15 protein-coding genes are annotated in these 12,642 nt (G+C 62.2%); 11 read left to right on the forward strand and 4 right to left on the reverse strand.

The genetic code is table 11. From position 1 onward, the window contains the following. Positions 1–45: 45 nt before the first annotated feature. From ACUN0E_RS15350 to ACUN0E_RS15370, 5 genes are all read left to right on the forward strand, one after another. Positions 46–1,686: an NfeD family protein gene (locus tag ACUN0E_RS15350; protein ID WP_445567141.1), complete on the forward strand. Its 1,641-nt coding sequence runs from the start codon at positions 46–48 to the stop codon at positions 1,684–1,686. Further along, positions 1,683–2,456, forward strand: a complete 774-nt coding sequence (locus ACUN0E_RS15355) for a slipin family protein (protein WP_445567142.1) — start codon at positions 1,683–1,685, stop codon at positions 2,454–2,456. Before ACUN0E_RS15350 ends, ACUN0E_RS15355 begins: the two co-directional genes overlap by 4 nt. 139 nt (positions 2,457–2,595) lie before the next feature. Further along, positions 2,596–2,853: a DUF4148 domain-containing protein gene (locus ACUN0E_RS15360; RefSeq protein ID WP_408226929.1), complete on the forward strand. Its 258-nt coding sequence runs from the start codon at positions 2,596–2,598 to the stop codon at positions 2,851–2,853. A 561-nt stretch (positions 2,854–3,414) separates the two neighbouring features. Further along, complete coding sequence (locus ACUN0E_RS15365) at positions 3,415–4,716, forward strand: NCS2 family permease (protein ID WP_408226926.1); 1,302 nt, start codon at positions 3,415–3,417, stop codon at positions 4,714–4,716. Between the two features lie 234 nt (positions 4,717–4,950). After that, complete coding sequence (locus tag ACUN0E_RS15370; RefSeq protein ID WP_445567143.1) at positions 4,951–5,484, forward strand: cytochrome b; 534 nt, start codon at positions 4,951–4,953, stop codon at positions 5,482–5,484. Positions 5,485–5,591: 107 nt separating this feature from the next. Here ACUN0E_RS15370 and ACUN0E_RS15375 read toward each other — a convergent pair whose 3' ends face one another. Continuing rightward, positions 5,592–5,882: a DUF1488 family protein gene (locus ACUN0E_RS15375; RefSeq protein ID WP_325046338.1), complete on the reverse strand. Its 291-nt coding sequence runs from the start codon at positions 5,880–5,882 to the stop codon at positions 5,592–5,594. A gap of 417 nt (positions 5,883–6,299) precedes the next feature. Between ACUN0E_RS15375 and ACUN0E_RS15380 the strand changes: the two genes are divergently transcribed. Both ACUN0E_RS15380 and ACUN0E_RS15385 read left to right on the forward strand, forming a co-directional pair. Further along, complete coding sequence (locus tag ACUN0E_RS15380; RefSeq protein ID WP_445567144.1) at positions 6,300–8,300, forward strand: sigma-54-dependent Fis family transcriptional regulator; 2,001 nt, start codon at positions 6,300–6,302, stop codon at positions 8,298–8,300. A 108-nt stretch (positions 8,301–8,408) separates the two neighbouring features. Then, entirely contained in the window at positions 8,409–8,741 is a 333-nt protein-coding gene (locus ACUN0E_RS15385; protein WP_408226917.1) for a 2Fe-2S iron-sulfur cluster-binding protein, read from the forward strand. Here the strand turns inward: ACUN0E_RS15385 and ACUN0E_RS15390 are convergent. Further along, a complete protein-coding gene (locus ACUN0E_RS15390) occupies positions 8,738–8,932 on the reverse strand; it encodes a YqaE/Pmp3 family membrane protein (protein ID WP_445567145.1) in 195 nt (64 codons plus the stop codon). The two genes, ACUN0E_RS15385 and ACUN0E_RS15390, sit on opposite strands and share 4 nt — an antisense overlap. A gap of 80 nt (positions 8,933–9,012) precedes the next feature. Further along, positions 9,013–9,207 (reverse strand): DUF1653 domain-containing protein, encoded by a 195-nt coding sequence (locus ACUN0E_RS15395; RefSeq protein ID WP_408226914.1) that lies wholly within the window; start codon positions 9,205–9,207, stop codon positions 9,013–9,015. 312 nt (positions 9,208–9,519) lie between these two features. On the opposite strand from ACUN0E_RS15395, the gene ACUN0E_RS15400 reads away from it, so the two are divergent. Beyond that, positions 9,520–9,957 (forward strand): YciI family protein, encoded by a 438-nt coding sequence (locus tag ACUN0E_RS15400; protein ID WP_445567146.1) that lies wholly within the window; start codon positions 9,520–9,522, stop codon positions 9,955–9,957. 36 nt (positions 9,958–9,993) lie between these two features. On the opposite strand, the gene ACUN0E_RS15405 is transcribed toward ACUN0E_RS15400, so the two are convergent. Continuing rightward, complete coding sequence (locus tag ACUN0E_RS15405) at positions 9,994–10,638, reverse strand: helix-turn-helix transcriptional regulator (RefSeq protein WP_408226908.1); 645 nt, start codon at positions 10,636–10,638, stop codon at positions 9,994–9,996. A 349-nt stretch (positions 10,639–10,987) separates the two neighbouring features. Between ACUN0E_RS15405 and ACUN0E_RS15410 the strand changes: the two genes are divergently transcribed. The 3 genes from ACUN0E_RS15410 (at position 10,988) to infA (ending at position 12,432) form a co-directional block, all read left to right on the forward strand. After that, the gene (locus ACUN0E_RS15410; RefSeq protein ID WP_028194708.1) at positions 10,988–11,206 is read left to right on the forward strand and encodes a hypothetical protein; all 219 of its coding nucleotides are present in this window, start codon (positions 10,988–10,990) and stop codon (positions 11,204–11,206) included. A gap of 539 nt (positions 11,207–11,745) precedes the next feature. Continuing rightward, positions 11,746–12,027, forward strand: a complete 282-nt coding sequence (locus ACUN0E_RS15415) for a hypothetical protein (RefSeq protein ID WP_035557986.1) — start codon at positions 11,746–11,748, stop codon at positions 12,025–12,027. A 132-nt stretch (positions 12,028–12,159) separates the two neighbouring features. After that, complete coding sequence (infA, locus tag ACUN0E_RS15420; RefSeq protein ID WP_007177610.1) at positions 12,160–12,432, forward strand: translation initiation factor IF-1; 273 nt, start codon at positions 12,160–12,162, stop codon at positions 12,430–12,432. The last annotated feature ends 210 nt before the right edge of the window (positions 12,433–12,642 follow it).

A 12,642-nucleotide genomic window follows, 5' to 3' on the forward strand; every position in this document is an offset into this window, starting at 1 on the left:
CCGCGTCGGCCGATACCCGTCGGCATGACGCGGCAGCCGTCAGCGATGAGCACGTTTCCACGTCTCCCGTTCCGGCAGTCTGGTCCGCGCCCGGCGCTTATCCGTGGCCGAGGCGTGGTCCGGTTGATGCGCGGCATGACCGCGTTCGGCGTGCTTTTGGCATTTGGATTCGCGTTGTGCGAAAACACGCCGCAGGCCTGGGTCGCCGAGGCCGCCGCCGCGCCGAATAGCGTTGTCGTGATCCCGGTAAACGGCGCAATCAGTCCGGCCAGCGCCGATTTCATCGTGCGCAGCCTGCAGCGCGCCGCCGACGATCGTGCGCAACTCGCCGTGCTGCAACTCGATACGCCCGGTGGCCTGGATACGTCGATGCGGCAGATCATCAAGGCGATTCTCGGCTCGCCGGTGCCGGTCGCCACCTTTATCGCCCCGAGTGGCGCGCGAGCGGCGAGCGCCGGCACCTATATCGTCTACGCCAGCCACATTGCGGCGATGGCCCCGGGCACTAATCTCGGCGCGGCGACGCCGATCCAGATGGGCATCGGCGGTGCGGAGCCGCCTGCGGGCGGCGGCGGGATGCCGGGCCTGCCGGGCACGGGAAGCGGAAGCGGCGCTGGCGCCCAAAAGAACGAGCCCGCCGGGTCTGCCTCAGCCGGTTCGGTGAGCTCAGCCAGTTCGTCCGCGACCGCGCCCAGCGCCGCCCTTCCGCTCGACACCCAATCGACCGAACTGCGCAAGCAGGTCCACGACGCGGCCGCCTACATCCGCGGCCTCGCGCAAATGCGCGGACGCAACGCAGACTGGGCCGAGCGCGCGGTGCGCGAAGCTGTCAGCCTGTCGGCCAGCGAAGCGCTCGCGCAGCATGTGGTCGATCTGAATGCGCGCGACATTCCCGACCTGTTGCGCCAGGTAAACGGCCGCACGATCAGCACGAGCCGCGGCGACGTCAAACTCAACACCGCCAACGCACCGGTGGTCACGCTGGAAGCCGACTGGCGCAGCCAGTTCCTCGCCGTCATCACGGATCCGAACGTGGCACTGGTTCTGCTGATGATCGGCATGTACGGCCTCTTCTTTGAATTCGCCAATCCGGGTTTCGTGCTGCCCGGTGTGGTCGGCGCCATCAGCCTGCTGATGGGACTCTTCGCGATGCAGATGCTGCCGGTGAACTACGTCGGGCTCGGCCTGATCTTTCTGGGCATTGCGTTCCTGATCGGCGAGGCGTTTCTGCCGACCTTCGGCTCGCTCGGCTTCGGCGGTGTGGTCGCGTTCGTGATCGGCGCACTGATGCTGATCGATACCGACGTGCCGGGCTATGGCATTCCGTTGCCCCTGATCGCGGCCGTGGTCGTGTTCAGTGTCGTGTTCGTATTCGGCGTGTCGAGACTCGCGTTGCGGGCGCGACGCTGGCCCGTGGTGACCGGCTCGGAAGGGCTGATCGGCAGTCTCGGCGTCGTGCTCGACGGTGGCCTGTTGCCGGACGGCGCCCTGCTGCAGGGGGACGCAACGGCAGACGCAACAGCGGGCGGCACGCTGGCGGGCTGGGCTCGGGTACATGGCGAACGCTGGCGGGTGTCCAGCACGGCCCCGGTCGCGGCCGGTCACGCGGTGCGCGTCACAGCGCGGCGCGGACTGACGCTGACCGTGGTGCCCGCGGAAGCACTACAACAAGGAGAACGCTCATGATCGGTTTCACATTTGGCTTCAGCAGCATTCTGATTCTGCTGGTGGCTGCGTTGATTGCTTCATCGATACGGATTTTTCGTGAGTACGAACGCGGCGTGGTGTTCATGCTCGGGCGCTTCTGGAAGGTCAAGGGGCCGGGGTTGGTCCTGATCATTCCGGTCGTGCAGCAGGCGGTGCGCATGGATCTGCGCACCGTCGTATTCGACGTGCCGCCGCAAGACGTGATTACGCGCGACAACGTTTCGGTGAAGGTCAACGCGGTGGTGTATTTCCGTGTGGTCGATCCGGAAAAAGCGGTGATTCAGGTGGCGCGTTATTTCGATGCGACCAGCCAGTTGTCGCAAACCACGCTGCGCTCGGTACTCGGCAAGCACGAACTCGACGAACTGCTCGCCGACCGCGAGCAACTGAACGCCGATATCCAGAAGGTGCTGGACGCGCAGACCGACGCGTGGGGCATCAAGGTGTCGATCGTCGAGATCAAGCATGTGGACATCAACGAAACGATGATCCGCGCGATCGCCCGTCAGGCCGAAGCGGAGCGCGAACGGCGCGCCAAGGTGATTCACGCGCAAGGCGAGTTGCAGGCCTCTCAGCATCTGCTGGAAGCGGCGCAGACCCTCTCGAAACAGCCGCAGGCGATGCAGTTGCGCTATCTGCAAACCCTCACGACGATTGCCGCCGACAAGAATTCGACGATCGTATTTCCGCTGCCGATCGATCTGCTGAGCGCGGTGCTGGATCGCTTCAGCAAACCGTCGCCCTCCTGAACCGGGGATCGCGCCGGTTCAGTTGGGGCCACATTGGATCGCTGGATGAAACGGTGCATTACCTTCAGGCGACTTACTCGAAATGCATGCGAAAACTAAAATATAGGGGTTGTTTTTAACCGCTCCACAGGAGCTAATCATGAAGATCGTTTCTTTAGTTGGACTCGGCGCGCTGTTAGCCGCTGTGAGTATGAGTACCGCGTTTGCACAGACTTCGCGGCCTTACGACCCGTCGGCGCCGCTAACGCGTGCTCAGGTGAAGGCCGATCTGGCCGAATGGCGCGCCGCCGGCTACGATCCGCTCGACTGGATCGACTATCCGGACAACGCACAACGCGCGGGCCGCATCGTCGCCGCGCGGCGGGCGCAGCAAATGGGTGGGAGTATGACGCAGTAGTCGTTTCTGGCCTGGTGCGGCAGGCCGGCTAGCCGCGACGGCAACGGTCGCGAGCGACGCCGGCCTTGCATGCCCGCACATTCGCGCACTAGAGTTACCTGGCTCTCCCGCCGCCTGCCCGCCTGGCTTCACCTTTCCCCACTCCCCCAAAACCCCGCTGTTCGCCGTTCGCTGTTCGCCGTTCGCTGTTCGCCGTTCGCCGTTCGCCGTTCGCCGTTCGCCGTTCGCCGTTCGCCGTTCGCCGTTCGCCGTTCGCCGTTCGCCGTTCGCCGTTCGCCGTTCGCCGTTCGCCGTTCGCCGTTCGCCGTTCGCCGCCACATCGTAAATTTGCTTGCCGCTCCGCCCCGCGCGCAGGCAAGGTATCATCTCGCCCCTTCGGCAAACCCCAGAGTCACGCAATACGGTTGGTTCGCCGCCACCAATCATGATTACAATCCGCCGGTAGGCTTGGCCGCGTGGTGGACCGGTGCCGTGTCGGACGGCACATCCGCCGGTTTATTTGCTGCGCATAGCCCGTATCAACCACAAGAAACGCTTTTTGAACAACAAGAGACCCGCCTCATGGACTCCATAAAACGATACTTCGGCTTCGAAGCCGCCGGCACCAACCTGCGCACCGAGGTGCTCGCCGGGCTCACCACCTTCCTGACGATGGCCTACATCATCTTCGTCAACCCGGCGATTCTCGGCGACGCCGGCATGCCGAAAGACGCGGTGTTCGTCGCGACCTGCATTGTGGCCGCGCTGGCCTCGCTGATCATGGGTCTCTACGCCAATTACCCGATCGCGCTCGCGCCCGGCATGGGCCTGAACGCGTACTTTGCCTACACCGTCGTCAAAGGCATGGGCTTCACGTGGCAAGCCGCGCTCGGCGCGGTGTTCATCTCCGGTTGCCTGTTCATGATCGTCACGCTGTTTCGCGTGCGCGAAGTGATCGTCAACGGCATTCCACACTCGATACGCATTGCCATCACCGGTGGTATCGGCCTCTTTCTCGCGATCATTTCGCTGAAGTCGGCCGGGGTGGTGGTCGGCAATCCCGCCACACTCGTCACGCTCGGCGATCTGCACAACCCGCACGTGGTCCTCGCCGTGATCGGCTTTTTCGCGATCGTCACCCTCGACTATCTGCGGGTGCGCGGCGCGATCCTGATCGGCATTGTCGGCGTAACGGTGCTGAGCTTTTTCTTCGGCGGCAATCAGTTCCACGGCATCGTCTCCGCGCCGCCGTCGATCACGCCGACGCTGTTCCAGCTCGACATTCGCGGCGCGCTCTCCAGCGGCGTGCTGAACGTAATCCTGGTGTTCTTCCTCGTCGAACTGTTCGACGCGACCGGCACGCTGATGGGCGTGGCCAATCGTGCCGGGCTGCTGGTCGAAGGCAAGATGCACCGGCTGAACCGCGCGCTGCTCGCCGACAGCACCGCGATTCTTGCCGGCTCGATGCTGGGCACGTCCTCGACCACGGCGTATATCGAAAGCGCGTCGGGCGTGCAGGCCGGCGGCCGCACGGGCGTGACGGCGATCACCGTCGCCGTGCTGTTCCTCCTGGCGCTGTTTTTCGCGCCGCTGGCCGGCGTGGTGCCCGGCTATGCGACTGCGCCGGCCCTGCTGTACGTGTCGTGTCTGATGCTGCGCGAAATGCTCGATCTGCCGTGGGACGACGCCACCGAAGTCGTGCCGGCCGCATTGACCGCACTGTTGATGCCGTTCACCTACTCGATCGCCAATGGCGTCGCGTTCGGTTTCATCTCGTATGCCGGCCTGAAACTGCTGACCGGGCAGGCGCGTAAAGTGAAACTGGTGGTGTGGATCATCGCGGCGATTTTCCTGTTCCGGTATTTCTACCTCGGCAGCGAATAAGCACGGCTGCGCGTGACGAAAAAGCACGGGACAAAACGTAGCGTGGCGATGGTCATCACCGTGTCACGCCACGCGTCGCGGCCCCGCTGAAAACACTGTGGCAGCGTCGCCATGTTTGGCCACGGTTCGGTCTGGATCAACAATCGTTTTATTGAAGGCGCCCGTTTCGGTCGGGCACCCTTTATCATCCGATGATTGATAAAAACCAACGAACTGGTCACAGGAGTTTCCTGCATGTCGCCCTACAGCCGCGCCTCGGACCGTTATACGACGCCCGCCATCGTCTTCCACTGGGCGATCTTTCTGCTGGTCGCGCTCGCTTATCTGGCAATCGAAATACGCGGACCGAAAGGTTCCGACAGCCGGGCCTTCTGGAGCAGCGTGCATTTCTGGGCCGGTACGCTGGTGCTGGGACTATCGGTTCTGCGCCTGGTATGGCGGCTATGGGCCGGCGCGCCCGCGGAAATCGAAGGCAACCGGCTGTTCGCGTTTCTGGCGCGGGCCGCACATCTCGCCCTGTACATTTTTATCTTCGCGCAGCCGCTGCTCGGCATCCTGATGATCAATGCCGGTGGGCATCCGGTGACGCTGGCCTGGGTCAACCTCAATTACACCCTGATCGGCGCGGATCCGATTGCACGGCCATTGCTCAAGACGGTGCATGAGTGGCTTGGCAATGCGTTTTACTGGGTAATCGGATTGCACGCGCTTGCGGCGATTGCGCATCACGTGGTGTTCAAGGATCGGACGCTGCGGCGGATGATTTAATCAGCTATTTGACCCACTGCCAGCCTTTGGCGCATGCGGCATTGGCGCTTGCGCTCGCAGAATCTTACTTACAGCCGCGCGGATTCGCTCCACCGCGCGGGGCACGCTTAGTTGCGCCAGTTCGCCTCATAGAAACGCACGTAGCCGCTCCTCAGCACCAGGCATTGCGCCCTCGTTTCCGATAGCAGACGTCTCGTCGCTGCTTCGATCCGGGTCCGGTGCGCGTCGAATGCGCCGACCATGTCCTCCAGACGCGGCGATGCGGCACCAAAGTGATCTTCCAGCGCCTCGGCCGTGATCATGCACTCCACCCTTAGCCCATCAACCATCGCCGGGAACGCCAAGGTAAGTTCGCGACCTGAATATTCAGGAGTTTCGTTCGGGAATAGGATCTGCATGGGAGTTCACCTAAAGGTTTGGTGCTGCGCATGGTCGATTGGTACTGCGCACGCTGATTGAGTCTGGTCGCACTCGCAGCGCTGCTTCCTCCTTGTCGGATGCTGGTGGCGCGGGGTCGTCACCTGCCGACGCCGACGGCGGTACAGCTCGCACCGCGCGGAGGTGATTTGATTTACTGTAGACGAGTTCGGGCGCTGCGCAAGTTTTCCTTTTTGTTTGCTCGATTTTGGTGCCCGACGCGGTATTTTTGGGCGCTCTGCCCCTTCAGGGCGACGCTGTTTTTCGCCGCCGCGCGGCTTTCGCCGGGGTCCTGTTTCGTCCTGTAATATCGGTGTTCGGCTGCAGACGCATATGTTGCGCTGCGGAACGTAACGGCGGGCAACGCACCCGCCGGGTCCGATAACCGGAGACATGCCTTGATCCATCGTCCTGCCACACCGCCCACCATCGGTCGGCCAGATGTCATCGCGCAAGCTCATGCCCGCTCGCTCGAAGTCGGCCTGCGTGCGTCGGAAACGCCGGACTTTCATCCGCTGCGCCGCCTTGCGCTGCGTGAGCTCGTCGATCGTAATCAGTCGCTCTATACCCACGCGCTCCCTGTCATGGAGACGTTGCACGCGCAGATCGTCGACACGCAAAGCATGGTGCTGCTCACCGACAATCACGGCGTGATTCTCCACAGTCTCGGGGATAGCGATTTCGTCGAAAAAGCCAATCGCGTGGCGTTGTGTCCGGGCGTGTCATGGGCCGAAGCGGATCGCGGCACGAACGCGATCGGCACGGCTCTGATCGACGGGCAACCGACCGTCGTGCACGCCGGCGAGCATTTCCTGCACGCGAACCAGATCCTCACCTGTTCGTGCGCGCCTATCGCGGATCCGTTCGGGCGCACCATTGGCGCACTCGATGTCAGCGGCGACACGCGCGGCTTCCACAAGCACACGCTCGCGCTGGTGCGGATGTCGGCGCAGATGATCGAAAATCATCTGTTCTCCAATCAATTCGTCGACGCTATTCGCATCCACTTTCACGCGCGTGCAGAATTCATCGGCACGCTGTACGAAGGGCTCGCCGCTTTTGCGCCGGACGGCACTTTTCTGTCCGCGAATCGCAGCGCGCTGTTTCAATTCGGTCAACCGCTCGCCGATCTGGTCCGGCAACCGTTCGACGCACTGTTCGGCATCGCCTTTGCCAGGGTGTTGCAGCAGATCGCCCGCGCACCAGGCGAAAGCATCGTGCTGACGCTACCCAGCGGTGTGCGCGTGGTCGCACGCGGCGAGTTTGCGGCGCCTCGCTATGTTGCTTCGGCTGCTTCAGCAGAAGGCTTTTTTGACTCGGCGCGTACGTCCACTTCGAACGGCGCGCGTGCCGCGGCCCGGCCCTGCGAAGCGGCGCCCCTCGCTACACTTGAAACGCTCGATACGGGCGACGCGCAAGTCTCTGCGATCTTGCGGCGTGTCGCCAAGCTGCGCGGACGCGATATTCCCATTCTCGTACTCGGCAAAACCGGCACCGGCAAGGAGTGGCTCGCCCGCGCGATACATCACGACTCGCCGCGGCGGGCCGCGCCCTTCATCGCGCTGAATTGCGCATCGTTGCCCGACACGCTGATCGAAGCAGAGTTGTTCGGTTATGAAGACGGCGCGTTCACTGGCGCCAGGAAACGCGGCAGCGTCGGCAAGATCGTGCAGGCCGATGGCGGTACGCTTTTTCTCGACGAAATCGGCGATATGCCGCTCGCGCAGCAAGTGCGCCTGATGCGCGTGCTGCAGGAACGCATGGTCGTGCCGCTCGGTGGCACGCGAGGGATTCCGGTCGATCTGCGCATCGTCTGCGCAACCCACCGCAATCTGCGCGCGATGATCGAAGCCGGCACCTTCCGCGACGACCTGTATTACCGGATCAACGGCCTCGTCGTCACCTTGCCGGCGCTGCGCGAGCGTAGCGATCTGGCAGCGCTCGTCGGGCGCATGCTGGAATTGCAGCCGGACGGGGAGCGTTTGCCGCGCCGCGTGTCCGATGAGGTGCTGGAACGGTTTGCGCAATGCCGCTGGCCGGGCAATCTGCGGCAATTGGCTAACGTGCTGCGCACCGCAAGCATCATGGCCGAAGGCGCCGAGCAGATCGAACTCGAGGATTTGCCGGAGGATTTCCTGCAGGACTGCGAGGATGCGCCGGTCGACGAAAGCACCCAACTGCCCGTGGCGCTTTCAGGCAACGGCAATAGCAGTGATGGGTGCGAAAAAGCGGCCGCGCCTGTGAATGGGTCACCCGCCCGGATGGAAGATTGGCAGGCCACGCTGATCGTGCAAACGCTCGCGCGACTCGACGGGAATGTGTCGGCGGCGGCACGCGAGTTGGGGCTGGCGCGAAATACGGTGTATCGGTATCTGCGGCGTGGGGGCACAACACATTGACCCACAACGTATCAACCAGCCAACGCTGAGGCCCAGACATTCGGCGCCGTGCCGTGAGCGCGTTGCGCAGCGTGTAAAGTATGGCGCAATCCGTCACCCGCTCACACGATGTCCGACTCCACCCGCCCGCCTCTCGTCCGCATCGAGCCGCTCGGCCAAAGTTTCGAAGCGCCCGATTCGCTCACGATTCTCGAAGCCGCCGGCTTTGCGAATCTGCGCCTGCCGCGCTCGTGCCGCAACGGTACGTGCCGAACGTGCATTTGCCGCCTAATCAGCGGCTCTGTTTCCTACACCATCGAGTGGCCCGGTTTGAGCAAGGAGGAAAAGGCTGAAGGCTTTATCCTGCCGTGTGTGGCGATCGCGGAAACCGATGTGGTGATCGAAGCGCCGGACGCGCTTGAGTTGCCGCAGCCCGGCGCACGACCTCGCATTCAACCTTAACGGCCGCTGCCCATTGCCCGGGCGATTTTCTTGTCGGTGGTGTACTGGCTCAACGCATACACCGACCAGATCGCGGCCGGAATCCAGCCGATCAGCGTGATTTGCAGGAGCAGGCAGATGATGCCGGCGAACGGCCGGCCGATCGTGAAGAACTGAAACCACGGCAGAATGATGGCAAGCAATAGACGCATTCAGATTTCCTGTTTGTATTGACCTGGCAGTACCCGTTCATTGGGCGCGATCACGCTTGCGATCGCTTGAACGCCCCCGCCTAATTGATCGGTGCGAAGCGCGGCACTTTGGCGCCGTCAACTTCGACCAACTCGAAAAACACCGAAGCCGGACGCGTCCAGATCGTACCATTGCTGGCTTTGTAGACGATCATCGTGACCGTCGGATCGGACTCCAGCGTGGCCTCGCAAACCAGTTCGTAAATGCCGCCTTTGTAGTGTCGATAACGCACCATTCAACTACTCCTGTCCCGATCAACGGAATTTTTTAAGCGGGCCGACGTTCTCCGAAGCAGAGCACGTGGTTTTGTTGCGACTGTCATTCTAAACTCCCGCCGGCTCGCAGAAGATCACTGACACAGGCTTACGCTGCCGCCATCGGCAGTTTTTTCGCCTCGTGCCAAAACGGTGGCACGTAGTTGCGCCAAGTTTTCTGGCGACAATGTCGATTTCCAGCATCCCGATTCGTCGTCATGTAAGAGCCCCCGTAGATCCTGAACCGGCTTCGGGACGGTGCGGCTTCAACAACTCAATCAAGGAGAGTGACAATGCGCGTCATGGTAATGGTGAAGGCTACAAGCGATTCAGAGGCCGGCGCATTGCCCGGCACGGAACTGCTTGCAGCAATGGGCAACTTCAATGAAGAACTCGTGAAAGCAGGCGTGATGCTCGCGGGCGAGGGCTTGCACCCGAGCGCAAAAGGCAAACGGGTGCGCTTCTCAGGCAGCCAGCGAACCGTGATCGACGGTCCGTTCACGGAGACCAAGGAACTCGTCGCGGGGTTCTGGCTGTGGCAAGTCAAGTCGATGGAAGAAGCGGTCGAATGGGTCAGGCGCTGCCCCAATCTTATGATCGGCGATTCCGAGATCGAAATTCGTCCACTGTTCGAGGCTGATGATTTCGGCGCGGAACTGACACCCGAGTTGCGAGCCCAGGAAGAACGCCTGCGCGCCGAGGCCGAAGGCGCGGCGAACAGGCCACGCTAATGCGGCGCGGGGGGCTCCAGTGCGATCTGAGGACCGTCAGCCGCCCTCTTTCATCTGCTTCAGAATCTTGTAGACGGTGGCGCGCCCCATTGTCAGTACCGCGGCGACATAGTTCGCGGAACTGCGGCCGCGAAACGCACCTTGCGCGTGCAACGCCTCGACGATTTCCCGCTTGTGTTCGCGCGTGAGGGCATTGATGCCGATTTGCCGCTCGCGCAGCCAGGTGTGCAGGAACGTGTTGATGCGGTCCTGCCAATCGTCGCGGAACAGTTCCTCCGCAGGCGCGTCCGTCAGATTGCCGCCCTTGATGAACAGATCGAGCGTGGCGCGCACATCTTCGAACACCGCGATGTTGAAGTTGATGCACAGCATGCCGGCCGGCTTGCCCTCGTCGTCAAACAGGATGTTGCTCACGCAGCGCATGCGGCGACCGTCCCAATTGAGCTTCTCGTACGGCCCGATCGTCTGGCCGCGCGCCGCGTAGTGGACTTCATCGAGCACCGAAGGGCCGCCGACTTCGAGCTTCGACAGGTTATTCACGAGATACGCGATCGTCTGATCGCGCAGGTCGTGAATCACGACTTCGGCGCACGGATAGAACAGCGCAGCGATGCCGTCTGCAATAGGTGCGTAGCGGTTCAGCAGCAGGTCTTTCACAGGAGAGACGGTGGTCTTGCGCATTGAGAAATCGCTGTGTTCGAGGGATGCGGCGCCGCTTTTGCCCAAGTGGGCCAGGAGGGGTGCCAAGGTTATGACCGGCGGGCGAGACAAGCATAACGATGCCGGGCAGCCACGCGCTGCAACTCGCCATTGTAACGACCCCAATCGGTAGCGGCGACCGCGACGGCACGGCGATAGCGCAGCGTCCATTTTAGTGCGGGGCCGCATCGCGCGCAGGGCTTTGATGGAAGCTCCGCAGCGTGCTGCCCGCACATTCCGGTTGTTGCATCCGCACACAACGAATTTTGTCTGCTTGGCGAGCGCTTTTTTTTCGTGCGATAAAAGAAGCAACTATTTCACGGAGCAGCAGATGGCCACGCTCGAAGCGTTTCGCGCCGTGCTCGATGACGAGGGCACGCCGGAAATCATTCGCAATCACATCATCGATTCGTTGCAGTACACGCTGCGCAATCACGGGCAGATTTTTACGTCGAAGGAAGTCGAATGGCTTGCCGGCTGGGATGATGCGCGCATTCCGCTCGCCGCTTCACGCGAACTGCAGAAGCGCGTCGCCGAAACCACCCGCTGAAGCGCACCCGCCTTCGCCGTCACGGCGCTCCCTCACACACGGGGTGCCGGTCATACCCCGGCGCGCCGTTCGCGGCAGCCCTTTCCTGCTAAAAGCCCCACCGGCCGGGCGATTTGCCCGCGCGCGGAAGTTTTTGCTATCCAATTAGCCCCATTTAGTGCATCATATTGGAATAGCTGTATTCCGCATCCGAAGCACCGGCAGTACAAGGCAGTATCAATCGGCGTCTCCGCACCACCCCCGACTGTTCGACCGCTGCCTGTCGGCGATCCCGTCACTCCGGCAATGCGCCGCCTGCATTCGCCGTCGCGAGTTGTGCAGCTGAGTGGTTCATTTACGCGCCCGATGTCTGCGCGACATCAGCGCGTTTCTTCTCCATCGAATCCGCGATTTTGCGCGGCCGCGCTCATGCCCTTGCCATCGGGCCTGTGCCAACCTTTTTTCCATGGCTGCGCGCCCCAAGGTGCTGTGCAGCCGGGCCTGTTGTGCCGCGCGTAACACGCGTGACACGGGGGCCACGTAATACAGGACCATGCTTCATGAATTCAGTTGTCAAGACGTACAAGGGTTACGAAATTCACCCGCTCGTCTATCCGCGCCGTCCGGCGGACGGTCAGACGAGCCGCAATCCGGACGCAGGTTACGACGCGTCGGTGCGCATTTGCCGCGTGGGCGCCAATCCGGCTGCCGACGGGCGTGTGTTCCGCCTGCAGTATCTGTTTCCGTTCGACGGCACGGGCAAGGCGCGCATTGCGTGCATGGCCCACGCCGAGCAATTGATCGACGGCCGTGTAGACGGCCAGTCCGTCGCCGATCTTTGAGCGGTACTATCAGCGAATCGGCTGTTACCGCAGCGCAGCTGGCCTGAAAGCCAACTGTCAACCGTATCAGATGTTGCGCCACGCTTAGCTGCGCGGCCAACACCCACTTATCCCATCGACCAGGAGTTATGCATGGCGAAAGAAGAACTGCTTGAACTTGACGGTATCGTCGACGAAGTACTTCCGGATAGCCGTTACCGCGTGACGCTCGACAACGGCGTCGTGGTTGGCGCTTACGCGTCCGGACGCATGCGCAAGAACCATATCCGTATTCTCGCGGGTGACCGCGTGACGCTGGAACTGTCGGTCTACGATCTGACCAAAGGCCGGATCAACTTCCGTCACAAAGACGAGCGCGCCACCGGTGGCGGCGGCGCACGCAATTCGCAATTCCGTCGCCGTTAAGGCTGGCGGCACGCTGACCGTTTCCTAGCGGTTATTGCGTGGCTGTTCGTTGTTCGCGAAGCCTTTCGCGCGCCTCCTCCTGCTTGATTTGCTTGACTCGAGCCTGAGCGGCGCGCTGCGGCGTCGTATGCTTTGCATCCGCGTACCCGCTTTGCACCTGCTTTACACCGCTATTACGCTCTGTGTCTGGTCGACCGTTTTGCTGAGTCG

The sequence above is a fragment of the Paraburkholderia sp. D1E genome, assembly GCF_052682275.1.

What these genes read in the sequence shown, in the direction of transcription:
- ACUN0E_RS15350 (WP_445567141.1), top strand. Translation starts at nt 46, where the DNA reads ATGAGCACGTTTCCACGTCTCCCGTTCCGGCAGTCTGGTCCGCGCCCG.
- ACUN0E_RS15355 (WP_445567142.1), top strand. Translation starts at nt 1,683, where the DNA reads ATGATCGGTTTCACATTTGGCTTCAGCAGCATTCTGATTCTGCTGGTG.
- ACUN0E_RS15360 (WP_408226929.1), top strand. Translation starts at nt 2,596, where the DNA reads ATGAAGATCGTTTCTTTAGTTGGACTCGGCGCGCTGTTAGCCGCTGTG.
- ACUN0E_RS15365 (WP_408226926.1), top strand. Translation starts at nt 3,415, where the DNA reads ATGGACTCCATAAAACGATACTTCGGCTTCGAAGCCGCCGGCACCAAC.
- ACUN0E_RS15370 (WP_445567143.1), top strand. Translation starts at nt 4,951, where the DNA reads ATGTCGCCCTACAGCCGCGCCTCGGACCGTTATACGACGCCCGCCATC.
- ACUN0E_RS15375 (WP_325046338.1), bottom strand. Translation starts at nt 5,882, where the DNA reads ATGCAGATCCTATTCCCGAACGAAACTCCTGAATATTCAGGTCGCGAA.
- ACUN0E_RS15385 (WP_408226917.1), top strand. Translation starts at nt 8,409, where the DNA reads ATGTCCGACTCCACCCGCCCGCCTCTCGTCCGCATCGAGCCGCTCGGC.
- ACUN0E_RS15390 (WP_445567145.1), bottom strand. Translation starts at nt 8,932, where the DNA reads ATGCGTCTATTGCTTGCCATCATTCTGCCGTGGTTTCAGTTCTTCACG.
- ACUN0E_RS15395 (WP_408226914.1), bottom strand. Translation starts at nt 9,207, where the DNA reads ATGGTGCGTTATCGACACTACAAAGGCGGCATTTACGAACTGGTTTGC.
- ACUN0E_RS15400 (WP_445567146.1), top strand. Translation starts at nt 9,520, where the DNA reads ATGCGCGTCATGGTAATGGTGAAGGCTACAAGCGATTCAGAGGCCGGC.
- ACUN0E_RS15405 (WP_408226908.1), bottom strand. Translation starts at nt 10,638, where the DNA reads ATGCGCAAGACCACCGTCTCTCCTGTGAAAGACCTGCTGCTGAACCGC.
- ACUN0E_RS15410 (WP_028194708.1), top strand. Translation starts at nt 10,988, where the DNA reads ATGGCCACGCTCGAAGCGTTTCGCGCCGTGCTCGATGACGAGGGCACG.
- ACUN0E_RS15415 (WP_035557986.1), top strand. Translation starts at nt 11,746, where the DNA reads ATGAATTCAGTTGTCAAGACGTACAAGGGTTACGAAATTCACCCGCTC.
- infA (WP_007177610.1), top strand. Translation starts at nt 12,160, where the DNA reads ATGGCGAAAGAAGAACTGCTTGAACTTGACGGTATCGTCGACGAAGTA.